This is a genomic window from Tessaracoccus sp. MC1679 (assembly GCF_014164775.1).
Classification (GTDB): Bacteria; Actinomycetota; Actinomycetes; order Propionibacteriales; family Propionibacteriaceae; genus Arachnia.
This window is the reverse complement of record NZ_JACJGB010000004.1, coordinates 1-22,975: the sequence shown is the minus strand read 5'-3', so window position 1 is coordinate 22,975 and position 22,975 is coordinate 1. Positions and strand designations below refer to the sequence as shown.

General features: G+C 68.8%; 22 protein-coding genes. 9 read left to right on the top strand and 13 right to left on the bottom strand.

Going from position 1 to position 22,975, the window contains the following annotated elements:
- Nucleotides 1-2 precede the first annotated feature (2 nt).
- Nucleotides 3-716: a beta-ketoacyl-ACP reductase gene (locus tag H5398_RS07400; RefSeq protein ID WP_370586087.1), complete on the bottom strand. Its 714-nt coding sequence runs from the start codon at nucleotides 714-716 to the stop codon at nucleotides 3-5.
- 67 nt (nucleotides 717-783) lie between these two features.
- Between H5398_RS07400 and H5398_RS07395 the strand changes: the two genes are divergently transcribed.
- The 5 genes from H5398_RS07395 to H5398_RS07375 are packed head-to-tail and all read left to right on the top strand — an operon-like array spanning nucleotide 784 to nucleotide 6,039.
- Nucleotides 784-1,104: a DUF3099 domain-containing protein gene (locus tag H5398_RS07395; protein WP_182783032.1), complete on the top strand. Its 321-nt coding sequence runs from the start codon at nucleotides 784-786 to the stop codon at nucleotides 1,102-1,104.
- The gene (locus H5398_RS07390) at nucleotides 1,101-1,916 is read left to right on the top strand and encodes an SURF1 family protein (RefSeq protein ID WP_182799583.1); all 816 of its coding nucleotides are present in this window, start codon (nucleotides 1,101-1,103) and stop codon (nucleotides 1,914-1,916) included. Before H5398_RS07395 ends, H5398_RS07390 begins: the two co-directional genes overlap by 4 nt.
- The gene (locus H5398_RS07385; protein ID WP_182799582.1) at nucleotides 1,913-2,704 is read left to right on the top strand and encodes a putative RNA methyltransferase; all 792 of its coding nucleotides are present in this window, start codon (nucleotides 1,913-1,915) and stop codon (nucleotides 2,702-2,704) included. The genes H5398_RS07390 and H5398_RS07385 overlap by 4 nt, the downstream gene beginning before the upstream one ends.
- A 25-nt stretch (nucleotides 2,705-2,729) precedes the next feature.
- Complete coding sequence (locus tag H5398_RS07380) at nucleotides 2,730-4,094, top strand: glycoside-pentoside-hexuronide (GPH):cation symporter (RefSeq protein WP_182783035.1); 1,365 nt, start codon at nucleotides 2,730-2,732, stop codon at nucleotides 4,092-4,094.
- A complete protein-coding gene (locus H5398_RS07375; RefSeq protein ID WP_182799581.1) occupies nucleotides 4,072-6,039 on the top strand; it encodes an alpha-glucosidase in 1,968 nt (655 codons plus the stop codon). Before H5398_RS07380 ends, H5398_RS07375 begins: the two co-directional genes overlap by 23 nt.
- Nucleotides 6,040-6,073: 34 nt before the next feature.
- On the opposite strand, the gene H5398_RS07370 is transcribed toward H5398_RS07375, so the two are convergent.
- From H5398_RS07370 to H5398_RS07320, 11 genes are all read right to left on the bottom strand, one after another.
- Nucleotides 6,074-7,672, bottom strand: a complete 1,599-nt coding sequence (locus H5398_RS07370; RefSeq protein WP_182783037.1) for an ABC-F family ATP-binding cassette domain-containing protein — start codon at nucleotides 7,670-7,672, stop codon at nucleotides 6,074-6,076.
- A gap of 46 nt (nucleotides 7,673-7,718) precedes the next feature.
- Nucleotides 7,719-8,597, bottom strand: a complete 879-nt coding sequence (gene rarD / locus H5398_RS07365) for an EamA family transporter RarD (RefSeq protein WP_182799580.1) — start codon at nucleotides 8,595-8,597, stop codon at nucleotides 7,719-7,721.
- Nucleotides 8,598-8,652: 55 nt separating this feature from the next.
- Nucleotides 8,653-9,480, bottom strand: a complete 828-nt coding sequence (locus H5398_RS07360) for an alpha/beta fold hydrolase (protein ID WP_182783039.1) — start codon at nucleotides 9,478-9,480, stop codon at nucleotides 8,653-8,655.
- Nucleotides 9,481-9,538: 58 nt separating this feature from the next.
- On the bottom strand, nucleotides 9,539-9,937 hold the full coding sequence (locus H5398_RS07355) for a metal-sulfur cluster assembly factor (RefSeq protein WP_182783040.1): 399 nt from the start codon (nucleotides 9,935-9,937) through the stop codon (nucleotides 9,539-9,541).
- Nucleotides 9,938-9,999: 62 nt separating this feature from the next.
- Nucleotides 10,000-10,446, bottom strand: coding sequence for a Fe-S cluster assembly sulfur transfer protein SufU (gene sufU / locus H5398_RS07350; RefSeq protein WP_182783041.1), 447 nt, complete (start codon nucleotides 10,444-10,446; stop codon nucleotides 10,000-10,002).
- Nucleotide 10,447: 1 nt separating this feature from the next.
- Complete coding sequence (locus tag H5398_RS07345; RefSeq protein ID WP_182783042.1) at nucleotides 10,448-11,698, bottom strand: cysteine desulfurase; 1,251 nt, start codon at nucleotides 11,696-11,698, stop codon at nucleotides 10,448-10,450.
- Nucleotides 11,699-11,788: 90 nt separating this feature from the next.
- Nucleotides 11,789-12,553, bottom strand: a complete 765-nt coding sequence (sufC, locus tag H5398_RS07340; RefSeq protein ID WP_182783043.1) for a Fe-S cluster assembly ATPase SufC — start codon at nucleotides 12,551-12,553, stop codon at nucleotides 11,789-11,791.
- A 60-nt stretch (nucleotides 12,554-12,613) separates the two neighbouring features.
- The gene (locus H5398_RS07335) at nucleotides 12,614-12,943 is read right to left on the bottom strand and encodes a non-heme iron oxygenase ferredoxin subunit (protein WP_182783044.1); all 330 of its coding nucleotides are present in this window, start codon (nucleotides 12,941-12,943) and stop codon (nucleotides 12,614-12,616) included.
- Nucleotides 12,940-14,118 carry a Fe-S cluster assembly protein SufD gene (sufD, locus tag H5398_RS07330; RefSeq protein ID WP_182783045.1) on the bottom strand — a complete coding sequence of 393 codons (1,179 nt, stop codon included), beginning with the start codon at nucleotides 14,116-14,118 and terminating at the stop codon, nucleotides 12,940-12,942. Before sufD ends, H5398_RS07335 begins: the two co-directional genes overlap by 4 nt.
- 64 nt (nucleotides 14,119-14,182) lie before the next feature.
- Nucleotides 14,183-15,625, bottom strand: coding sequence for a Fe-S cluster assembly protein SufB (gene sufB, locus H5398_RS07325; protein WP_182783046.1), 1,443 nt, complete (start codon nucleotides 15,623-15,625; stop codon nucleotides 14,183-14,185).
- 11 nt (nucleotides 15,626-15,636) lie between these two features.
- Nucleotides 15,637-16,317, bottom strand: a complete 681-nt coding sequence (locus tag H5398_RS07320; RefSeq protein ID WP_182799579.1) for a metalloregulator ArsR/SmtB family transcription factor — start codon at nucleotides 16,315-16,317, stop codon at nucleotides 15,637-15,639.
- Between the two features lie 149 nt (nucleotides 16,318-16,466).
- Here H5398_RS07320 and H5398_RS07315 point away from each other — a divergent pair, with 149 nt between their 5' ends.
- Genes H5398_RS07315 through H5398_RS07300 form a run of 4 tightly spaced genes read left to right on the top strand, consistent with a single transcriptional unit; the run spans nucleotide 16,467 to nucleotide 20,764 of the window.
- Nucleotides 16,467-17,168, top strand: a complete 702-nt coding sequence (locus H5398_RS07315) for an ABC transporter ATP-binding protein (RefSeq protein WP_182799578.1) — start codon at nucleotides 16,467-16,469, stop codon at nucleotides 17,166-17,168.
- Complete coding sequence (locus tag H5398_RS07310) at nucleotides 17,165-17,923, top strand: ABC transporter permease (RefSeq protein ID WP_182799577.1); 759 nt, start codon at nucleotides 17,165-17,167, stop codon at nucleotides 17,921-17,923. Before H5398_RS07315 ends, H5398_RS07310 begins: the two co-directional genes overlap by 4 nt.
- A complete protein-coding gene (locus H5398_RS07305) occupies nucleotides 17,911-18,837 on the top strand; it encodes a heme A synthase (protein WP_370585750.1) in 927 nt (308 codons plus the stop codon). Before H5398_RS07310 ends, H5398_RS07305 begins: the two co-directional genes overlap by 13 nt.
- Nucleotides 18,788-20,764, top strand: a complete 1,977-nt coding sequence (locus tag H5398_RS07300; protein ID WP_182799576.1) for a M3 family metallopeptidase — start codon at nucleotides 18,788-18,790, stop codon at nucleotides 20,762-20,764. Before H5398_RS07305 ends, H5398_RS07300 begins: the two co-directional genes overlap by 50 nt.
- Before the next feature lie 622 nt (nucleotides 20,765-21,386).
- Here H5398_RS07300 and H5398_RS07295 read toward each other — a convergent pair.
- On the bottom strand, nucleotides 21,387-22,823 hold the full coding sequence (locus H5398_RS07295; RefSeq protein ID WP_182799575.1) for an HNH endonuclease signature motif containing protein: 1,437 nt from the start codon (nucleotides 22,821-22,823) through the stop codon (nucleotides 21,387-21,389).
- Nucleotides 22,824-22,975 lie beyond the last annotated feature (152 nt).

Sequence of the window (22,975 nt, the reverse complement as noted above, 5' to 3'; positions counted from 1 at the left end):
TCTCAGTGACCCATGCCGAGGCCGCCGTCAACGGGGATGACGGCGCCGGAGATGTAGCCGGCGTGCTCGCCGGCCAGGAAAAGAGCGGCCTGGGCCACGTCGTCGACGCTGCCGAGGCGACCCGCAGGGATCCGCTTGGTGTAATCCGCGATGGCGCCCTCGGGCAGGACGGCGGTCATGTCGGTCTCGATGAACCCCGGCGCGATCACGTTGGTGGTCACGTTGCGGGACCCGATCTCCCGGGTCAGGCTGCGGGCCATCCCGACGAGAGCCGCCTTCGACGAGGAGTAATTGATCTGCCCTGGCGAACCGAGAAGGCCCACCACGGACGAGATGAGGATGATCCGGCCGAAGCGGGACCGCATCATGGGGCGGCTGGCGCGGCGCACCACACGGAAGGTGCCGGTGAGGTTGGTGTCGATGACCGACTGCCAATCCTCGTCCGACATGCGCATGAGCAAGGTGTCCTTGGTCACCCCTGCGTTGGCCACCAGGATCTCCACCGGGCCGAGTTCGGCCTCGACGGTGGTGAACGCCTGGTCCACCTGTCCCTGATCCGTGATGTCGCACGGGACGCCGAGGACGCCTTCCGGTACGCCGCCTGAGCGGTAGGTGGCGGCGACGCGGTAGCCGGCGTCGCGGAACGCCTCCGCCATCGCGCGCCCGATGCCCTTGGATCCGCCGGTGACGAGGACCACTCTAGATTCTGAAACCACGGGAGCAACCTACCGCACGCCCCCCGTTTCGAGGGGGTCTCCCGCGGCCCGGACTATGCTGGCGGGCATGGCCAAGGGAGACGACTCGACGCTGATCACCAGCGCCGGTCGCGGACGCACCCTTGAGCTGGAGGAACGCCAGCGGCGTTATCTCATCACCATGGCGGTGCGCACCGCCTGCTTCCTGTTGTTTCTGGTGGTGCCGGGCTGGTGGAAGGTGGTGGCGCTGGGCGCGGCCGCCCTCCTACCTGCCTTCGCGGTGCTGTTCGCCAACAGCGCGGATCATCGCCCCCCTCCGGTGGTGGCGGCAGACGACGACAGGGGTGAGGTCCGGGGCGCCATCACGGGCGGGGACGTGGTGCCCGGCACCGTCGAGGAGGATCATTGAGCAGGCAGGTCAAGCGGTGGATCGCCATGGGCGTCTTCGCCGCGGTGCTGGCCACCGTGTTCGTCATGCTCGGACAGTGGCAGCTGCGGCGGCTCGACGAGCGACGCGAGAACAACGCCGTCGTCGAGGCCCATCGTGCGCTACCTGTGGTGTCCTACGACGAAGTGATGACCGGCGCCATCGACGACGCGGACCAGTGGTACCGGGTCACGGCCACCGGCACCTACACGGGCGAGCAGTTCCAGGTGCGCTACCGCTCGCTCGACGGCGCCTACGGCAGCGAGGCTGTCGCGGTGCTGGACACCACCCAGGGCGAGTCCCTGCTGATCAACCGCGGCTTCCTGGTGCGGCAGCCCGGGTATCCGGACGGGGCGCTGCCTGCCCCGCCCGAGGGTGAGGTCACCGTCACCGGCTTCGTGCGCCGCAACGACCGGGGCGACGAGGGTGCGATGACCCCGCACGAGAACCAGATCCGGCTGATCAGCTCTGAGGCACTCGGCACGGCGCTCGGGAGGGACGTGGTCAACGGCTACGTGGCCCTGCTCGAGTCCACTCCGCCCGAGACGGACGTCCTGCGGCCTCTGGGTGAACCGGACCTGGATGAGGGACCGCATCTGAGCTATGCGCTGCAGTGGTTCGCGTTCACGCTGATCGGGGTGGTCGGGATGGTGGTGCTGGTGCGGGCGGACCTCCGCGACCGCAGGGAGGCACGCGGACAGACGCCGCAGCAGACAGAGACGCAACCTCTCGAGTCGCAGCACGCGCCTCCCGCGACAGCGGCCCCTCAGGGGCAGGAGACGCCCCCTCAGTGAGCGGTCTCGACTGGCTGCGCTGCCCACATTGCGCGCTCCCGTTGGCTCGCACCGACCAGACCCTCCGCTGCCAGGCCGGGCATTCCTTCGACATTGCACGCCAGGGCTACGTCAACCTGCTGGGCCGCGCCGCGCCGCGCAACGCCGACACCCCGTCCATGCTGGAGGCGCGAGCACGGTTTCTCGGCGCCGGCCACTACGCCCCGCTGGCGGAGGCGGTGGCAGCCCAAGTCTCGGGCGCAGCCCGCATCGCAGAGGTGGGCGCCGGGACCGGCTACTACCTCAGCCGGGCGCTGGACGCGAACCCTTCCGCTGAGGGCCTGGCCACCGACGTCTCCGCGGCGGCCGCCCGACGCGCCGCCAAGGCGCACCCCCGGGCGTCGTCGATCGTGGCCGACACCTGGGCGGGTCTCCCCCTCCGCGACGGCGCGGTCGACACCCTCCTCTGCGTGTTCGCCCCTCGCAACCCGGCCGAGTTCACCCGTGTCCTCGCCCCCGGCGGCCGGCTCGTCGTGGCTGTGCCGACTCCCGCCCACCTCGGCGAGGTGCGCGCAGAGTACGGCCTGCTCGGGGTGGCCGACGACAAGGCCGACGCCGTCCTGGCCTCGCTGCCCGGCTGGAGCCTGGAGGCTCTCGACACCCTCGTCCAGCCACTCCACCTGGCGCCCGAGGAGGTGGCGGACCTCATCGCGATGGGCCCTAATGCGTTCCACGGCCGACACGGCGTCACCGTCGCGGCGTCGACCACCCTCGCAGTGAGCATCCTGACTCTGACGCACCCTTCGTGATCTGAGTTGGCCCTAGGGTGGGCCCATGACCGCGACACGCTGGGGTTTCGGGCTCGGCACTCTCGGCCGCGACATGCTTGCGGCGCTGGTGTCGCTGTACCTCATGTTCTACCTCACCGACGTGCTGGACGTCTCTGGCGCGCAACTCGCCGCCGTCACCGCCATCCTGGTGGCGATGCGCGTCTTCGACGCCGTCAATGATCCCGTCATGGGGGTGGTGGTGGACAACACACGCAGCCGGTGGGGGAAGTTCAAGCCGTGGATCCTCGTGGGTGCGGTGCTGTGGGGGGCGGCAAGTCTGCTGATGTTCGCGGACCTGGGCGTCGACGGGTGGGGCTACGTGGTGCTATTCACCGCGGTCTACCTCGTCTACGAGGTGGCCTACACCATCAACGACATCTCCTACTGGTCGATGCTGCCGTCTCTGACGCAGGATCAGAAGGAGCGAGAGAAGATCGGGGTGGTGGCCCGCATCTGCGCCAACATCGGCCTCTTCGCGATCGTGGTGGCGCTGGTGCCGATCACGGCGTGGCTGACGGGCGTCTTCGGCGATGCCCGGACGGCGTGGTTCGTGCTTGCGGCCGGGCTGGTGGTTCTCATGTTGCTGTTCCAGTCCGTGACCCTGGTATTCACGCGAGAACGTGTGGCGGGCCACCGGGAGACCACGCCGCTGCGCGAGCTGTTCTCCGTGATCGCCCGCAACGACCAGCTCCTGTGGGTGACGTTGGCGATGGTGGCGTTCATGGCCGGCTACCTCACCACCGCGTCGTTCGGGCTGTACTACTTCAAGTACTACTTCCTCGATGAGGGCGCCTACGCGATCTTCGCCGCCATCCTGGGCATCTCCCAGATTGCGGCCCTTGCCCTGTTCCCCCTGGCGTCCAAGGTGCTGACTCGGTCGCAGATCCACCTGCTCGCCACGGCGCTGTGCGCCGCGGGCTACCTCGTGTTCCTGGTGTCCGGCAGATCCCTCCTGGTGGTGGGTGTCGCGGGGGTGCTGCTGTTTGCGGGGCAAGGAGCCATCCAGCTGCTGATGGTGATGTTCATCGCGGACTCGGTCGAGTACGGCGAGTGGAAGCTGGGCCGTCGCAACGAGTCCGTCACCTTCTCGCTGCAGCCCTTCATCTACAAGCTCAGCAACGCCATCGCCAGCGGCGTGGTGGGCGTGACGCTGATCTGGTCCGGCATCGACGTGGCGACAACCCCAGATGACGTCACCGAGGAAGGGCTCGGCATCCTGCGCATGTCCATGCTGGGCCTCCCCCTGGCGCTCGTCCTCGTCAGCTACCTTGTGCTCCGCGCACGGTACAAGCTGAACGAGGAATTTTACGCCACCGTCGTCAAGGACCTGGCCGAGAGGAACGCACGTGCCGAACAAGCTGTTGACTAAGAGCCACACCGTCCGCCAGCTGTACAAGCATCCCGTCGGACGCGACGTCATCGACAAGCTGCTGCTGCAGACCGCGCTGCCCCGCCGTCTCGTCTACACCGTGGAGTGGATGCAGCTGAAGTGGATCGAGCGGCTGCTGCAGCCCCTCACCGGCCCTGGGATGTTGGACGTGATCCTGGACCTGGTCAACTCGGAACGCGACCGCCCCCTGGATGGCCGCGCCCCGCACCCCACGCCCTGGTGGCGCGAGGCCGTGTTCTACCAGGTCTATCCGCGCTCCTTCGCTGACGCCTCAGGCGACGGCGTGGGCGATATCCAGGGCGTGATCGGGAAGCTGGACTACCTCCAGAAACTGGGGGTGGACTGCGTCTGGCTCTCCCCCATCTTCAAGTCCCCCAACGAGGACATGGGCTACGACGTCAGCGACTACCGCGACATCAACGACGAGATGGGCACCCTGGAGGACGTCGACCAGCTGATCGCCGCCTGTCACGAACGCGGCATGCGGCTCATCCTCGACCTCGTCGTGAACCACACCTCGGCGGAGCACGAGTGGTTCCGGAAGGCGGTGGCGGATCCCACCGGCCGGTACGGCGGCTACTACTTCATGGTGGAGGGGGACCCGGACACCCCACCCAACAACTGGACCTCCTTCTTCTCGGGCTCCGCCTGGTCGTGGGTGCCGGAGGCTGAGCGGTGGGTGCTGCACCTCTTCGCCGACGGGCAGGTGGACCTCAACTGGGACAACGAGGACGTGCGCGACGAGGTGGCCGACATCGTCCGGTACTGGATGCAGCGCGGCATCGACGGCTTCCGGCTGGACGTCATCAACTACATCTCGAAGAAGCCCGGTCTGCCGGACGGGCACCCATTCATCGGCAAGCTGTTGGAGTTCGTCGGTGTGGAGCACTACTTTTACGGCCCGCGGCTGCACGAGTTCCTGCGCGGCCTGCGTCGCGACGGGTTCACGCGCCGCGAGCAGCCCGTCTCGAGCCCCCGTCGACGCCGGCCCGACGGCACCCTCGACGAGCCACTCCCCCCGGACATGATCGGGGTGATGGTGGGAGAGACCCCCGGCATCGGCATGGAGCTGGGGCGACTGTTGAGCGGATACGGTCGCGGGGAACTGGATCTGATCTTCAACTTCGACGTGCTCGACAACCCGGGCCACGTGCGGTGGGACTCCTACAGGTACCAGCTCTACTACCTCAAACGGTTCTACCGCGCCTACGACTCGCACCTGGCACCCAGCGACTGGATCGCGGTGTTCCTGGACAACCACGACAATCCCAGGATGCTCAGCAAGTTCGGCATGGGCCTGGAGAAGGACCCGGCGGTGCGCAGCGCGATCGGCAAGATGCTGGCGACCATCCAGCTCACCATGCGCGGCACCCCGTTCCTGTTCCAGGGGCAGGAGTTGGCGGCCATCAACCAGTCGTTCGCAGGCGTCGAGGAGCTCCGCGACGTGGAGTCGATCAACCGCCACCAGGCGCTCATCGACGGTGGGATGGCGCCCGAGACGGCATGGGCACAGATCCTGGCAGGGTCGCGGGACCACTCCCGGGTGCCGATCCGGTGGAGTCCCGACGGCGGCTTCACCGAGGGCACCGCGTGGCTGATGGGCACCGACACCGAGCCGGGGTTCTCCGCCGAGGAGCAGGTTGCGGACCCCGACTCGGTGTTCTCGTGGCACAAGGCGCTCATCCGGCTGCGGCGGAACCACCGCGCCCTGACCATCGGGGCGTTGAAGTGGGTGCACCCGCACCACAAGTTCTACTTCGCCTACTACCGCAAGCTGGCCGGTGAGGTGTTCCTGATCGAATGCAACACCTCGGCCAAGCAGCGACCGCGGCCGCATGTGGGCGGGACGATCGTGCCGGTGATGGGGGGCCCCCGCCGCCCCGTGATGGAGCCGTGGGAGGCGACCGTCAGCCGCGTGTTCTGAGCGGCGCTCCTCCGGGGCGTACCGCTAGACCTCGCTAGGCCAGGTCGATCAGCTCGGCGTACTCGTCGCTCCAGAGGTCTTCGACGCCGTCGGGCATCACCAGCACCCGGTCCGGCTCCAGTGCCTCGACCGCTCCCGGATCGTGGGTGACCAGGATCACGGCACCCGCATAGGTGCGGATCGCGTTGAGCACCTCGCCGCGGGAGGCCGGGTCCAGGTTGTTCGTGGGCTCGTCGAGCAGCAGGACGTTGGCGGCCGACACCACCAGCATCGCGAGCGCCAGGCGCGTCTTCTCGCCGCCGGAGAGCACGCCCGCGGGCTTCTGCACGTCGTCCCCGGTGAACAGGAACGAGCCGAGGACCTTGCGCACCTCGGTGTCGTTGAGGTTGGGCGAGGCGGACTTCATGTTGTCCAACACGCTGCGCTTCACGTCCAGGGTCTCGTGCTCCTGCGCGTAGTAGCCGAGCTTCGCGCCGTGCCCCAGCTCGACCCGCCCGGCGGACGGGTCCTCCATCTTGGCCAGAAGGCGCAGCATGGTGGTCTTTCCTGCGCCGTTGAGGCCGAGGATCACCACCTTGGATCCCTTGTCGATGGCCAGATCGACGGCGGTGAACACCTCCAGGGATCCGTAGGACTTACTGAGGTCATGGCCGCGGAGCGGGGTCTTGCCGCACGGGGCGGGCTCCGGGAAGCGGATCTTGGCGACGGCGTCGACCCGACGCTCACCCTCGACGCCCGCCATGAGCTTCTCGGCGCGCTTGGCCATGTTCTGCGCGGCGACGGCCTTGGTGGCCTTGGCGCGCATCTTGTCCGCCTGCAGCATCAGCTGGGAGGCCTTGCGCTCGGCGTTGGCGAGCTCACGCTTGCGTCGCTTCTCGTCGGTCTCGCGCTGGAGGAGGTACCGCTTCCAGTTCATGGAGTAGATGTCCAGTTCAGCACGGTTGGCGTCGAGGTGGTACACCTTGTTGACCACCGCGTTCAGCAGTTCGGTGTCGTGGGAGATCACGATCAGGCCGCCGGGGAAGGCCTGAAGGTAGCTGCGCAACCAGACCACGGAATCCGCGTCGAGGTGGTTGGTGGGCTCGTCGAGGAGCAGCGTCTCGGCGTCCGAGAAGAGGATCCGCGCCAACTCGATGCGGCGTCGCTGGCCCCCGGAGAGTGTCTTCAACGGCTGGCCCAGCACCCGGTCCGCCAGGCCCAGGTTGGCCGCGATGCGCGCCGCATCGGCCTCCGCGGCGTAGCCGCCCGCCGCCACCAGGTCGGCCTCGGCGCGCGAATAGGCCGCCATGGCATCCTCACGCACCGAATCGCTGTGGCTGCCCATGCCCTCCTCGGCGCGGCGCATCCGCTGGATCACCTGGTCCAGCCCGCGGGCGCCCAGAATACGGTCGCGGGCGATCTGTTCCGGGTCCCCGGACCGCGGGTCCTGCGGCAGGTAACCCAGCTGACCGGCGCGCGTCACGGTGCCCGCGGCCGGCAGCGACTCGCCGGCCAGGATGCGGGTGAGGGTGGTCTTCCCGGCGCCGTTGCGGCCCACCAGGCCGATCCGGTCTCCCCCGATCACCTGGAAGGACACCGGCGACAGCAGCAGCCTGGCGCCCGCGCGCACCTCGATGTCCTTGACCTGTAGCACCTTGACAGTCTCCCTGCCAGGCGCGCGCAGGGCAAACCGAGGATGGTCAGCGGCGCCTACGGCTGGCCAGGAGCGCATCGGCGATGAACAACGCCACCGCCGCCCACACCAGGGTGAAGCCGGCCCAGCGCGCGGCCGGCATCGGTTCGTCGAAGGCGAGCCAGCCCACCAGGAACTGCCCGATGGGGGCCAGGTACTGCAGGATCGCGATGGTGATCATGGAGATGCGCCGGGCCGCGGCGGCGAACAGCAGCAGCGGGATCGCCGTGACGATGCCGGTGGTGGCGAGCAGCGCTCCGTAGCCACCGGTCGCGGTCGATCCCCCGGTCGCCGCGAGGTAGGTCAGGTAGGCCGCTGCCACCGGGGCGACGGCGGCGGTCTCGATCGCCAGGCCCGGCAGGGCACCCACAGAGCGTCCTGCGAGCTTCTTCACCAGCGAATAGAGCCCGAACGAGCCCGCGAGAGTCAGGGCGATCCAGGGAACCTGCCCGTACCCCACCACCATCACTGCGACGGAGGCCACCCCGAACGCCATGGCCACCCGCTGAAGGCGTCGCAGCCGTTCCCCCAACACGAGGATGCCGAGCCCCGCCACCGCGAGTGGGTTGATGAAGTAGCCGAGAGCCGTCTCCAGGGTCCGCTCAGTCATGACCGCGAAGACGTAGGTGGTCCAGTTGACGACGATGAGGCCGCCCGCCAGGGCGAGCGCCGCGACCGTGCGCCTGTCCGCCAGCGCGGCGCGCAGCAGCCCCCACTGCCGCAGCAGCGCGATGAGGAGCAGGCAGAACCCCAGCGACCACAGCGCCCGGTGCGCCACCACCTCGAGCGCGCCGGAGCGGCCGAAGAACTGGAAGTACAGCGGAAACAGGCCCCACAGGATGTAGGCCGCCAGCCCGTAGCCCAGTCCGGCCCTGTTGTCGCGCACCGGCTGAGCCTATCGCGGGCTGCCCGGCCGGACCCCGGCAGTCGACGCCTGGCGGCTAGAGCATCCCGATGAACCCGATGATCTCCCGCTCCCAGTGCTCGGCGTGCGAGTCGTTGACGCCGTGTGGGCCGCCGTGGATGACCACGAGCTCGGAGTCCGGCACGAACTCGGCCATCCGACGGCTCGACTTGTCGATGGGAACGTTGATGTCTCCGTCGCCGTGGATGACGAGCGTTGGCACGTCGATGGCGCGGCAGTCGTCCCGCAGGTCGGTTGCCCAGATCAGGATCGTCTGCGCCGCGGCATGGGGGCTGGACTGGTGGGCTATCTTCAGTGCCGCCTGACGGGTGTCCTCATCGACCTGGAGGCCGCCGTCGGCGGTGCTGTAGAACCAGGTGATGAACTGGTCGAGGAAACCGTCGCGGTCCGTTGCGCACTGGTCGGACATCCCCTGGAAGCCGTCCATGGGCATAGCGCCGTCCGGGTTGTCGTCGGAGATGCACAGCGCGGGTGTGATGGAGCCGGAGAAGATCGCGGCGGCGATGCGCTCGGAGCCGTGCCTGCTGAAGTAGCGCGCCACCTCGCCGCCACCCATGGAGAAGCCGAGGAGGACGGCGCCCTGCAGGTCCAGGTCCTGGATGAGCGCCTCGAGGTCGTCGGCGAGGACGTCGTAGTCGACGTCGCCGGCGGGCTTGTCGGACTGTCCGAACCCCCGCCTGTCGTAGGTGATCACGCGGTGACCGGCCTCGACGAAGGCCGGGAGGTTGCGTGCGAACGCCTCCCCCGAGAGGGGCCAGCCGTGGACGAGGACCAGGGGTCGGCCCCGGCCGCCCGTGTCGGTGTAGTGGAGCGTCACGTCATCTGCGGTCGTGAACGTGGGCATCGTCGCCTCCTGGTCTCAGTGATCCTTGATCTGAGGCTAGCCCGCGGGAGGCCCGCCGTCAGAGGTTGTAGCCGATTGCGCGCAGCTGCTCGCGGCCGTCCTCGGTGATCGCCTCGAGCGACCACGGCGGCAGCCACACCCAGTTGATGGTCACCGACGACACGAGGCCATCGAGCACGTACTTGGTGTCGTACTCGATCTTGTCGGTGAGGGGGCAGGTGGGTGAGGTGAGCGTCATGTCGATCGTCGCGTTGCCGTACTCGTCGACCTGGACGCCGTAGACGAGGCCCAGGTCGACGACGTTGACCATCAGCTCGGGGTCGACGACGTCCTTCATCGCCTCGAGGACCTCATCCTCCGTGGCCGCGGCTGACGCCGGGGCTGCGGGCTGGGACAGGTCCACGTCGGGGAGCTGGTCCTTGACCAGATCGCTGGGCCGCTGTTCTGGGGTGTACATGGTTCTCCTTGAGGTCGAGGGGGTTTCGACACGATGATCCGGGCTCGAGCCGGATCGTCGGCTCAACCAGCGGGGTGGGCGGTGGCTTGCAGGGTGGCGTCCCGGACCGCGGACCAGCCGAGGAGCGCGCACTTGACGCGTGCGGGGAACTTGGAGACTCCGGCGAACGCGATGGCGTCTTCGAAGATGTCTTCGTCGGGCTCGATGCGGCCTTGACTCTGCATCATCTCCAGGAACTTGTCGTGCAGGTCCAGGGCGTGACTGGCGGGCTTGCCGATCAGCAGGTCCGTCATCACCGAGGTGGAGGCCTGCGAGATCGAGCAGCCTTCGGCGTGGTAGGAGATGTCGGTGATCGTGTCGCCGTCGACGTGCACACGCAGGGTGAGCTCGTCGCCGCACGACGGGTTCACGTGGTGCACCTCCACCTCGTACGGCTCGCGCAGCCCTGAGTGATGCTTCTCGCGGTAGTGGTCGAGGATGATCGTCTGGTACAGCTCGTCGATGTTCACGTCAGCCTCCGAATCGTGGCGCGAAGTAGTTGCGGGTGAACACCAGGGCGTCGGCCAGCGCGTCGATCTCGGCGGGTGTGGTGTAGAGGTACGACGACGCCCGCGTTGAACTCTGGTGGCCGAGCCGCTTGTGAAGGGGGCGCGCGCAGTGATGGCCGCCGCGGATCGCGACCCCGCGGGAGTCCAGGACCTGCATCACGTCGTGGGGGTGCACCCCGGCGATGTTGAACGACACGGCGCTGCCGCGGTCCACCGCCTCGCCCGGACCGAGCAGCACGAGGCCGTCGATGCTGGTCAGCTTCGCCAGGGCGTACTCGGTGAGCTGCTGCTCATGCGCGGCAACCCGCTCCATGCCGACGCCCATGAGGTAGTCGACGGCGGCGCCGAGCCCCACGGCCTGGGCGATCGGCGGGGTGCCGGCCTCGAAGCGGTGCGGCGGCGGGGCGTAGGTGGAGTGGCTCATCTCGACGACCTCGATCATCTCGCCGCCACCCATGTAGGGGGGCAGGTCGGCGAGGAGGTCGTAGCGGCCCCAGAGGACACCGATGCCGGTGGGCCCGCACAACTTGTGTCCTGTGAACGCCACCAGATCTGCCCCCAGTGCCGCGACGTCGGTGGCCTGGTGCGGGACGCCCTGGGAGGCGTCCACCACCATGACGGCGCCGACGGCGTGGGCCTGGGCCGCGATCTGCGCGATCGGGTTGCGGGTGCCGAGCACGTTGGACACCCACGTCAGAGACACCACCTTCGTGCGCTCGTTGATGAGCCCGTCCCGTTCGGCGGCCTCGCGGTCGAGGCGGCCCTCGTCGGTGACGTCGAACCACCGCAGAGTGGCACCGGAACGCTGGCAGGCGAGCTGCCACGGCACGATGTTGGAGTGGTGCTCCATCACGGAGACGACCACCTCGTCGCCCGGCTTCAGCCGGGATCCCAATGTGTGCGCGGCCAGGTTGAGGGCCTCCGAGGCGTTCTTCGTGAAGACGATTTCCTCGGTCCGCCCCGCCCCGATGAACCCCGCGACCTTGGACCGGGCACCCTCGAACGCCTCCGTCGCCTCAGCGCCGAGAAGGTGCATGGCGCGGGCAACGTTCGCGTTGTGCTGCAGGTAGTGCTCGGCGATCGCGTCCACCACCTGCCGCGGCTTCTGGGAGGTGTTGGCCGAGTCGAGGTAGACCAGCGGCCACTCCCCCACCCCGCGCTGCAGGATCGGGAAGTCCGCGCGGATCTCCTCGACGTCCAGGGCGTCAGTCATCAGCGATCAGCTCTCCAGCGGGGGACGTGGGTTTCGACGCAGCAGCGGGCGCTACGCGCCGCGGCTGGCTCAACCTGCGCGGGGGCGTCATCATGCGTTCGCGGACGCCTTCACGTAGGCCTCATAGCCGGTGGCCTCGAGGTCATCGGCCAGCTCCTTGCCGCCCTCGGCGACGATGCGGCCGTCGACGAACACGTGCACGAACGTGGGCTCGATGTAGCGCAGGATGCGGGTGTAGTGCGTGATGAGGATCACCGCGCGGTCACCCTGCTCGGAGTAGCGGTTGACGCCCTCGGCGACGATCTTCAGCGCGTCGATGTCGAGGCCGGAGTCGGTCTCGTCGAGGATCGCGGCCTTCGGGTTGAGCAGCTCCAGCTGGGTGATCTCGTGGCGCTTCTTCTCGCCGCCGGAGAAGCCCTCGTTCACGGAACGCGCCGAGAACGTCTTGTCGAGCTGCATCCGGCCGAGCGCGGCCTCGACCTCCTTGACCCAGGTGCGGACCTTCGGCGCGGCGCCGTCGAGCGCGGTCTTGGCCGTGCGGAGGAAGTTGGCGACGGAGACGCCGGGCACCTCGACGGGGTACTGCATGGCGAGGAACAGACCCGCTCGGGCGCGCTCATCAACCTTCAGCTCGGTGAGCTCCACGCCGTCGAGGGTGACGGAACCCTGCGTGATGACGTACTTGGGGTGGCCCGCGATGGCGTAGGCCAGCGTGGACTTGCCGGAGCCGTTGGGGCCCATGATGGCGTGGATCTCGCCCGGCTTCACGGTGAGGTTGACGCCCTTGAGGATGGGCTTGTTGCCCTCCTCGGTGATGACGTCGACGTGCAGGTCGGAGATGACAAGAGTGGACATGGGTGCTGGTTCTCCTGAGTGAATCGAGTTGGGGGTCCGCGGGGGGCTCGCCCCCGTGCGTCAGTAGGTGGTGGCGGGGGCGTCGACGTCGATCTGGACGTCGCCTCCCTCGATGCGGCACGCGAACACCCGAACGGGTGCGGTGGCGGGCAGGTTGAGCGGGCGGCCGGTGGCGAGGTCGAACGTGGAGCCGTGCAGATAGCACTCGATGGTGCCGCCGACGACGTCGCCCTCGCTGAGCGCGACCTTGCCGTGGCTGCACTGATCCTCGATGGCGTAGACCTCGGTGCCGTGGAGGACGAGGGCCACGGTCAGCTCGTCGTCGACGTCCACCGCGAGCGGCTTGGCCTGATCGAGCTGAACGACCTGGGCGACGGTGACGAAGCTCACTCGTGCTCCTTCGTCGCGGTGCTCCCGTGGACCAGCTCCAGCTCCCGCTCCACCTGGGCCAGCAGGCGCTGCTCGATGGCGGGAACACCGATCCGGCGGATGATGTCGTTGAAGAAGCCGTGCACGATGAGGCGCCGCGCCTCGTCCTCAGTGATGCCGCGGCTCATCAGGTAGAACAGCTGATTGTCGTCGAAGCGACCCGTGGTCGACGAGTGGCCGGCGCCGGCGATCTCGCCGGTCTCGATCTCGAGGTTGGGCACCGAGTCCGCCTGGCAGCCGTCGGTCAGCACCAGGTTCTTGTTGGACTCGTAGGTCTCGATCTGTTTGGCGACCTTGCGGATCAGGACATCGCCGATCCACACCGAGTGCGCGCCCTTGCCCTGCAGCGCGCCGCGGTAGTCCACGTTGCTCTTGGTGTGGGGCTCGTTGTGGTCGACGAACATGCGGTGCTCGACGTGCTGGCCGCCGTTGACGAAGTACAGGCCGAACTGCTCCACGGAGCCGCCCGGGCCGGCGAAGCTGGCGCGCTCCGCGATGCGGATGGCCTTGCCGCCCAGGGAGGTGTGGATGGTGCGGACGTGCGCGTCGCGGCCCACCTGGACGGAGATCTGGGCGCCGTGCACCGTGTCCTCGGCCCAGTCGTTGACGTAGACGAGGTTGATCTCGGCGCCGTCTGCGACGCGGAAGTCGTACTTGGCGGCGTACTGGGCGGAGCCCTCGAAGTGCAGCACGAGGGTGGCGCGGGAGTGCCGCCCGAAGTCCGCGATGAACGACTCGGCGGCGGGGCCGCCGCTGCCGGTGGCGGTGAACACGATGGGCTCGGCGATGACGGCCTCGGCGGGCACGTTCAGGTAGACCGCCTCGCCGGTGCGCTGCGCCGCGATAGCTGCGATCCGGTCGACGGGGGGCTCAATGGCGCGTTCCCGCGCCTCAGCCGCCGGGATTGCGCGCATCTCGACGCCGTCGGGAACCTCGCCCGCCCAGTCGAGGCCGCCCAGCGCGTCGCCCTCGGCCAGGAGCGGACGGAGAGCCTTGAGTGGTGAGAAGCGCCAGATCTCCTCGCGGCCGGTGGGCATGGGGTGCTTGGCCACGTCGAAGCTGGGCTCCGGGTGGAGGTGCGACTCGATGGTCTCGATGGCCCCGGCGACGTTGGCGGCGCCGTCGAGGGTGGGCATGGTTGCAGTGGTCAATGCAGCAGTCACTTTCTGGAAAGGTGGGGGTGCGGTCTGAGGGCGGGCGTCAGCCGACCGCGCCTTCCATCTGCAGTTCGATGAGCCGGTTGAGCTCCAGCGCGTACTCCATGGGCAGCTCGCGGGCGATGGGCTCGACGAAGCCGCGCACGATCATGGCCATCGCCTCGTCCTCGCCCATGCCGCGGCTCATCAGGTAGAACAGCTGATCCTCCGACACCTTGGACACGGTGGCTTCGTGGGCCATCGAGACGTCGTCCTCGCGGACGTCGACGTAGGGGTAGGTGTCCGAGCGCGAGATGTTGTCCACCAGCAGCGCGTCGCACTTCACCGACGACGCCGAGTGTGAAGCGCCCGGCTCCACCTTGACCAGCCCTCGGTAGGAGGAACGGCCGCCGCCTCGGGCCACGGACTTGGAGATGATCGAGCTCGACGTGTGCGGGGCGCAGTGGACCATCTTCGAGCCGGCGTCCTGGTGCTGCCCGGCGCCTGCGAAGGCGATCGACAGCGTCTCGCCGCGGGAGTGCTCACCCATCAGGTAGACCGCCGGGTACTTCATGGTGACCTTGGAGCCGATGTTGCCGTCGATCCACTCCATCGTGGCGCCCTCTTCGCAGATGGCGCGCTTGGTCACCAGGTTGTAGACGTTGGTGGACCAGTTCTGGATGGTGGTGTAGCGGCAGCGCGCGTTCTTCTTCACGATGATCTCCACCACGGCGGAGTGCAGCGAGTCGGAGGAGTAGATCGGCGCGGTGCAGCCCTCGACGTAGTGCACGTAGGCGCCCTCGTCGACGATGATCAGGGTCCGCTCGAACTGGCCCATGTTCTCGGTGTTGATCCGGAAGTAGGCCTGCAGCGGGATGGTGACGTGGACGCCCTTGGGCACGTAGATGAACGAGCCACCGGACCACACCGCCGTGTTGAGGGAGGCGAACTTGTTGTCGCCCACCGGGATGACGGTGCCGAAGTACTCCTGGAACATCTCCGGGTACTCCTTCAGCGCGGTGTCGGTGTCCAGGAAGATGACCCCCTGGCGCTCGAGCTCCTCGTTGATCTTGTGGTAGACCACCTCGGACTCGTACTGGGCCGCGACACCGGAGACCAGGCGGGCCTTCTCCGCCTCAGGGATGCCCAGGCGGTCATAGGTGTTCTTGATCTCGTCGGGAAGGTCCTCCCAGGTCTGGGCCTGCTTCTCGGTGGAGCGCACGAAGTACTTGATGTTGTCGAAGTCGATGCCGCTGAGGTCCGCGCCCCAGGTGGGCATGGGCTTCTTCTCGAACAGCTTGAGCCCCTTGAGCCGAAGGTCGCGCATCCAGTCGGGCTCGCTCTTGAGCCCTGAGATGTTGGTCACGACGCCCTCGTTGAGGCCGCGCTTGGCCGTGGAGCCGGCGGAGTCGCTGTCGTGCCACCCCCACTGGTAGTTGGACAGTGCCTCGATGTGTTCGTCCTGCGTGGACCCCAGTCCGGGGGCCAACGGTGCGGTCTGAGTCATATGAGTTGCCGTCACTTTCTTCTCGGGATTTGAGGGGTGGGCAGGCGGTGGGGCACGTTGGTGGTGCACACCCCGTCGCCGTGGGCAATGGTGGCCAGCCGCTGGACGTGGGTGCCGAGCAGCTTGGCGAAGAGCTGGGTCTCGATCTCACAGAGGATCGGGAACTCGGCCGCCACGTGGGCGATCGGGCAGTGGTGCTGAAGCAGCTGTTCGCCGCTGTGGAGCGGCCGGATGGAGGGCGCGTAGCCGTCCGCGGCCAGAGCTTCGACGAGGATCTCCACCGCCGGTCGCTCCGGGTCCGCCTCGCGGGCTGCGCTGAACCGCTCCTCGATGCAGGCGACCCGGTCCTCGGCGATTCCCCGGATGGCGCTGGGACCCGCGGCGACTGCGAGCCTCCTGAGTGCGGCGATGGCGAGGTCGTCGTAGGCCTGCCGGAACTCGGCGCGGCCTGCGTCGGTGAGCACGAACACCTTCGATGGCCGGCCTCGGCCCCGTGCGCCGAACACCCGCTGCTCATGGGAGGTCAGAGCGCCGCTGGTGAGGAGCACCGCCAGGTGACGCCGCACTGCGGCCGGGGTCAGGTGCAGGCGCTCCGCCAGCTGCTTGGCTGTCTGCGGGCCGTCGTTGAGGATGAGGTCCACGACGCGGCGACGGGTGGGAAGATCGACCGTCTCGATGGTTTCAACAGACATGACGCTCCTCCCGCTCGAATTACCCTACGTCAGTCTTTCCAATTCTCCTCCAAGTTTCAAGCAAGGACACCCTAAGTCCACTGTGCGAGACCCCCGGGGGGTGCGCACCGCGAAACAATCGGCTGTGTGGGCGGCGCTAGGCTGTCCCGGTGCCCGTCCTCGATGCCCGCGATCTCACGGTGTCGTTCGGCCAGACCCAGGCCCTTGCCGGCCTCACCCTGCAGGCCGACGCGGGGCGGATCACTGCCCTCCTCGGCCCGAACGGGGCGGGAAAGACCACGTTCATCCGCTGCTGCACGGGGCTCGCGCACCCCGACGCCGGCGAGCTGACGCTCTTCGGCGAGTCGCCCGGCTCGCCCCGGGTCCTGCCCCGGATCGGCCTGATGCCCCAGGCCACCGGCGCCTGGTCCGGCATCACCCCCGAGCACCTCCTGCGGTACCTCTCGAAGCTGTATGCCACGCCACAGCCGGTGGACGAGCTCATCGGCCTGCTGGGCATCGACGGCTTCGCCCGCACGCCCTACCGGCGGCTGTCGGGCGGCCAACAGCAGGCCGTCAACCTGGCCGGCGCCTTGATCGGACGCCCTGACCTGGTCTTCCTCGACGAGCCCTCGGCAGGCCTGGACCCGCGGGGCCGGCGCGCCACGTGGCAGCTGTTGGAGCGGCTCCGCGACGCCGGTGTCGCCGTGGTCCTCACCACCCACGACATGCACGAGGCCGAGGCGTTGGCGGACCACGTCTACATCGTCGACCGCGGGCGCGTCACCGCCCAGGGAACCGTGGCGGCCCTGACGGTCAACGGCAGCCTCGAGGACGCCTTCCTCCACCACACCACCGGAGACCGCCCATGACACTGGACTTCACCCCCTCAGCCGTCGCGGCACCGCTCGGGCACCGGGTGTGGGCGCACGCTACGACCGAGGCCTCGCTGATCCTGCGCAACGGCGAGCAGGCGCTGCTGGCCGTGGTCATCCCGGTGGCCATCCTGGTGGGCGGACGGTTCTTCGGCGACAGGCTGGGGCTGACCCTCCAGAACACCGCCCCCTCGGTGCTCGCGCTGGCCATGTGGAGCTCCTGCCTCACCACCCTGGCGATCGCCACCGGGTTCGAGCGCCGCTACAACGTCCTCGAGCGGATGGCCGCCACGCCACTCGGCAAGCCGGGCATCCTCGTCGGCAAGGGACTGGGCATCAGCCTGATCACCGCCGGCCAGGTGACGGTCCTGGCACTGATCGCCGCAGCCTTGGGGTGGCGGCCGGCGTTGACGCCCCTGTCGTTATTCGTGGCCCTCATCGTGACTGTCCTCGCGATGGGCGCCTTCGCGGGGTTGGCCCTGGCGATCGCCGGATCGTTGCGGCCCGAGGCCACCCTGGCGGTGGCCAACCTGCTCTACCTGGTCGGCATGCCGCTGGGCGTCCTGCTGCCGGTGTCGCGGTTCCCCGGTTGGGCCCAGCCAGTAGTTGCGGCGCTGCCGACGGGCGCCCTCGGCGAGACCCTCAGGGCGGCGGCACAGGGCCAGGCCCTAGGCTGGCCGGTACTGGTGGCCGCACTGTGGTGTGCGGCGGCCCTCGCGCTGGCGTGGAAGGTATTCAAGTGGACGTCCTGACCAAACTTGTCGACGGCGAGCGCGCGCTGCGCAGCTGGCTGTGGATCTCCCTCATCTGCAACATGGGCATCATCGTGACCGGCGCCGTCGTGCGGCTGACGGGCTCCGGGCTGGGTTGCCCCACCTGGCCGCGCTGCACCGACGAGTCCTACACCCCTCACGAGGCCTACGGGATCCACGGCGTGATCGAGTTCGGCAACCGGCTGCTCACGTTCGTCCTGATCGCTGCCGCGCTGGGCGCGTTCATCGCCGCCTGGCGCAACCGCGGGGCCCGCTCGAAGCTGTGGTGGATCACGCTCGGCGTGGGTCTCGGCATCCCGCTGCAGGCCATCGTCGGCGGGATCACCGTGCTCACCCAGCTGGATCCGGTGTGGGTGGCGCCGCACCTCCTGCTGTCGGTGGTTCTCATCGTGGTGTGCGTCTGGGCGCTGCGCGTGGGCTACGGGGTCTCCCCCACCCCCGTGGCGCCGGGTGCCCGCTGGTTGGTCGTCGCGACCTTCGCGGCCTCGATGGTCTCCATCGTTCTCGGCACCGTGGTCACCGGGGCCGGCCCGCACGCCGGTGACGCCGCCTCGCCGCGCAACGGCGCCGACATCGAGTCGGTGGCCCGCATCCATGCGCTGTCCGCGTGGCTGGTGGTGGCCCTCGTCGTGGCCTGTGTATGGCTGTTCACCCGCACCCGTCAGGCGCGCCCCGCCCGCGCGGCCAGGCTGACGCTGATCACGGTGGCCCTCCAGGGCGTCATCGGCTACCTGCAGTACTTCCTCGGCCTGCCCGTCGGCATCGTGATCCTGCATATGGTGGGATTGACCGTGCTCACGGCGGCAGTGTCGTGGCTACTGGTGTCGACGACGAGGAGATCCCATGCCCACCAATCCGGTCCTGACGAACGCGCTGCCGTTCGCGCTTCCTGACTTCGCCGCCGCTACCCCGACGGACTACCGCTCGGCCTTCGAGATCGGCATGGCCGAGCAGTTGGCCGGGTTGGCGCTCATCCGCGACGGCGAGTCGGAGACCACGGTCGAGAACGTCCTGGGCGCCTGGGACGATGCCGAGGCCACGCTGCGGCGCGCCCTCAACGCGTTCTACGCCGTGCACTCCTCCGATGGCTCCCCGGATCTGGACGCCATCGACGAGGAGATGTCGCCGAGGCTTGCCGCGCACGCAGACTCGATCTTCCTGGATAGGGCGCTGTTCGCCAGACTGGAGGGGCTGCGCGCACGCATCGACGGCGGCCTGACCCCCGCGGACGAGCAGGACCGCTACGCACTGGACGAGCTCCTCCGCAGCTTCCGCCGGGCAGGTGTTGAACTCGATGACGAGGCCCAGGCCCGGGTCCGGGCGCTGAACCAGCAGCTGGCGGAGTTGTCGACGAGATTCGAGCAGCTCAACCGGGAGGCCCGCAACGCCGGTGGCGTCGTCGTGACAGAGCAGGAGCTGGCGGGGCTGGCCGACGACGAGCGGTCCTCCCTCCGCGCGGGCGACGGCTACCGGATCGAGCTGGTCAACACCACGCAGCAGCCGTTGGCGGTGAAGCTCGCCGATGCGGGCGTGCGCCGTCGTCTCTTCGAGGCCTCCACCACGCGGGCCCTCGACGGCGAGTTCGACACTCGTGCCGTGGTGGTCGCCATCGCCCGCGCCAGGGCCGAACGCGCCACCCTGCTGGGGTACCCGCACCACGCGGCGATCGTCGCCGAGGCTGGGTGCGCCAAGCGCACGGACGCCATCCTGCAGATGCTGGTGCCGCTCGCGCAGGCAGCGCTCGCCAAGGCCCGCGAGGAGGCGGCGGACCTGCGGGCGCGCTACGCCGAGCTCGCCCCGGGGGCTGAGTTCTCCGCGGCGGACTGGGGCTTCGTCGAGGCCGTGGTGCGCCGGGAACGGTTCGCGTTCGACGAGGCCGAACTCGGCGAGTTCCTCCAGGTGGAGAAGGTGCTGGCGGCCGTGTACGCCGCCGCCACCGAGCTGTACGGCATCACGTTCGTCCCCGTCGACGGCGTGGTGGGGCACGCGCCGGACACCCAGGTCTTCGAGGTTCGGGACGCCGACGGCACCACCCTCGGGATGTTCCTCATGGACTTCTGGGCCCGCCCCACCAAGCAGGGCGGCGCCTGGATGAGCAACATCGTTGACCAGTCCACCCGTGACTCGACGCTGCCAGTGGTAACCAACAACTGCAACTACACCCGTGCCACCACGTCGATCTCCTGGGATGACGTGATCACGATGTTCCACGAGTTCGGGCACGCCCTCCACGGTCTGCTCGCGCAGTCGAAGTACGCGTCCCGCTCGGGCGCCAACGTGTCTCGCGACTTCGTGGAGTTCCCCAGCCAGGTCAACGAGCACTGGGCCTGGACGCCGGGGCGGGTGCTGCCGCCCGAGTGGGTGGCCAAGCTGGAGGACGCCAGCAGGTTCGGCCAGGGCTACGCCACGGCAGAGACCGAGCTGGCATCACTCCTGGACCTGGCCTGGCACATGACCCCCCTCGACGAGCTGCCGTCCTCGCCGGATGAGGTAGAGGCCTTCGAGCGAGCGGCCCTCGAGCGCTGGGGTCTGGTCGACGACCTGGTCCCGCCGCGCTACCGGTCGCAGTACTTCGCCCACATCTGGGGCGGCGGATACGCGGCCAGCTATTACGGCTACGCCTGGGCGAAGGTGATGGACGCCGACGCCGTGGCATGGTTCGACGAGCAGACCGGCCCTCTGCGCGAGGCCGGGAGCCACTTCCGCAGGACGCTGCTGGCCCCCGGCGGCTCGGTGGACCCGATGGAGACCTACCGTCGCTTCCGCGGCCGGGATCCGCAGCTCGCCCCGCTGCTGGACCGGTTGGGCCTGACCCTCTAATGGTTCGTCTTCGCTAGTTCGTCGGGGGTTCAGGTCCTGGCGGCGGTGCCGGTCTCCTGCCGCTCCCTGGGCGGAAGAGGGTCGCCCGCGAAGCCGGCGTGGCCTGGGTTCCTCGCTCCTTGAGGAGGGCCGGCCGCGGAGCGGCGTGGCCCGTCTCCTTCGCTCCCTGAGGAGGCGCGCCGCCGAAGGCGCGGGTGCCGTCTCGAAGGGTTGTGACTTCCATCTTCACGCGGTTTTTGTGGTCGGGTGTGGTGAGCCGTGAGCCGTGAGCCGATGCCCATGCGGCCGATGTCCATGTTCTTGAGGTCGTCAGGGCCAGGGTTTGTGGTCGGGTTGTTGAGGCCGCCCGGGCGTCGTCTCGCGTCTCCCCGCACTCGCCCTGCTTGTGGCGTTGCCAGGTCCCGGGTGCGGCTCGGCAGGGCGGCGTTGGGGTCGGGCCTGCTTGAGCGGGATGCCGGTTGGGCGATCCTCGGGTTGGGCACCGCTACGCAGTGCCGCCCTGCCGTCCCCCACCCTGGCTCTCAGGGGAGGGTTCTCGACCTGAACATCAATCCCTGACTGAGTCCGCTGCCCTGCACTCGTGAGCGGGTCGTCGGGCCCTGGTGAATCAGCGGGCTGACCTCTAGCCGGCGGAAGCCCAGACGGCGGAGCTGCGGCCGATGAGTTCGTCGAGATCCGGCGCACGGCGCTCAGGCACGACCGGCGAGACCGAGTCAGGCAGGCCGGGGTCGGGTGGGCAGGGTGGTCCCCCGACGCCGGGTGTGAGTTGCTGCAGCCGGTGGCGTTGATGCTGCCTCGGCCTGCGCGCCGGATCGATGTGCCGGGGTGGGGTGAACCACGGCATACCTGTGGCGAGGTCGAGGTGAACCTGCCATTGGGACTCCTCCGACTGCAACGGATCCGGCTCCACCAGCCGATGATGGAACGGGCAGAGCAACACGCCGTTGGCGAGGCACGTCGCGCCGCCTTGCCACCACGGAACGATGTGATGCGCCTCACAGCAGGCCGGTGTTGCGGCACAGCCGGGGAACACACAGCCCTGATCCCGCTCGACGAGTGCGGCCCGGAGGGCGGGGGTGAACAGACGATGCGTGCGCCCCACGTCCAGTGGCCGCGACCCGGTGCCCAGCACCATCGGGATCAGCCGCGCGTCGCAGGCCAGGCGGCGGGCCTCCCCCGCCGACAAACCATCGACCCCGCCCGCGCCGAGGACGCTGACCTCACCCAGCCCGGTGGTGAGGGTGTCGTAGTTGAGGGTGATGTGGACCTGGGGCCGGTCCACCCCATGCGAGGGCAGGGTGCCGCCACCTGAGGCGTGCTGGGTCAGCAGCACCAGGGCGTCGGCGCGGCGCGCGCCGCGGCTCGGGGTCTCGCCGGTGGTGCCGTAGGTGGAGGCGGCTGGCATCAGGGCGTCGAGTTGCGCGGTGAGGAGGGCGGCGTCGGCGACGGGGAGTTGGCCGGTGATCCGCATCGACCCGTGGAAATCGGGCGACAGGTGCAGGAACCTGTCCCGGTGCGCGGCGGCCTCTTCCCGGGCCAGACGTGTCGCGTCGTCGGCATCCGACCCGTGGGGGTCGATCACCTCGACCAGCCGCGATGCCAGAATCCTCAACTCTCCGGGGCCGAGGGTGTCGGCGTGGGCCAGGATCAATTCCTGGCATTCGATCAGCTGGGCGCGGGTCAGGCGCGCCGGGAGCCTCCGCAGCCCGGCGACGATCGCCTCCGCCTGCGCCACCGACACTGAGCCTTCACTCAACGCGGCGCCGATCAACGGGAACCGGTCCCCCAAATCCTGCGCGAGGCGCAGTGTCGCGGTGGCTTGGGCGGGGGTGGTGCGCACCGACTGCCGCACCCCGTCGATCACCGCGTCCGCGGCCGAGAGCTTGGCTTCGTGGAGCAGGTGCAGCCGCAGCCCGGCCAGTTGGGCCTCGGCCTCGGCGATGGACTCCACCAGCCCGGCCAGGCGTTGCATCGCGATCTCGTCTGCCCCGATGGATGCGGCGGCGTCCCACAGGGCGGCGATGTATCGCTGCCCCAGATCTGCCACCGTCTCGCTCATGTGAACAATTCTGTCACCGGCCACCGACAGAAACGGGCCCAGAACCCCGCCCCTGCAGAAGAAATTCAGGCAATTTCTGGTTGTCTCTGGGAGCATGCCGCGTAGGTCGAGGCCAGGAAGTGACATGCCTTGTCAACCGACAGTTGAGTCGG

What these genes read in the sequence shown, in the direction of transcription:
- H5398_RS07395 (WP_182783032.1), top strand. Translation starts at nt 784, where the DNA reads ATGGCCAAGGGAGACGACTCGACGCTGATCACCAGCGCCGGTCGCGGA.
- H5398_RS07380 (WP_182783035.1), top strand. Translation starts at nt 2,730, where the DNA reads ATGACCGCGACACGCTGGGGTTTCGGGCTCGGCACTCTCGGCCGCGAC.
- H5398_RS07360 (WP_182783039.1), bottom strand. Translation starts at nt 9,480, where the DNA reads ATGCCCACGTTCACGACCGCAGATGACGTGACGCTCCACTACACCGAC.
- H5398_RS07355 (WP_182783040.1), bottom strand. Translation starts at nt 9,937, where the DNA reads ATGTACACCCCAGAACAGCGGCCCAGCGATCTGGTCAAGGACCAGCTC.
- H5398_RS07345 (WP_182783042.1), bottom strand. Translation starts at nt 11,698, where the DNA reads ATGACTGACGCCCTGGACGTCGAGGAGATCCGCGCGGACTTCCCGATC.
- sufC (WP_182783043.1), bottom strand. Translation starts at nt 12,553, where the DNA reads ATGTCCACTCTTGTCATCTCCGACCTGCACGTCGACGTCATCACCGAG.
- sufD (WP_182783045.1), bottom strand. Translation starts at nt 14,118, where the DNA reads ATGCCCACCCTCGACGGCGCCGCCAACGTCGCCGGGGCCATCGAGACC.
- sufB (WP_182783046.1), bottom strand. Translation starts at nt 15,625, where the DNA reads ATGACTCAGACCGCACCGTTGGCCCCCGGACTGGGGTCCACGCAGGAC.
- H5398_RS07320 (WP_182799579.1), bottom strand. Translation starts at nt 16,317, where the DNA reads ATGTCTGTTGAAACCATCGAGACGGTCGATCTTCCCACCCGTCGCCGC.
- H5398_RS07310 (WP_182799577.1), top strand. Translation starts at nt 17,165, where the DNA reads ATGACACTGGACTTCACCCCCTCAGCCGTCGCGGCACCGCTCGGGCAC.
- H5398_RS07300 (WP_182799576.1), top strand. Translation starts at nt 18,788, where the DNA reads ATGCCCACCAATCCGGTCCTGACGAACGCGCTGCCGTTCGCGCTTCCT.
- H5398_RS07295 (WP_182799575.1), bottom strand. Translation starts at nt 22,823, where the DNA reads ATGAGCGAGACGGTGGCAGATCTGGGGCAGCGATACATCGCCGCCCTG.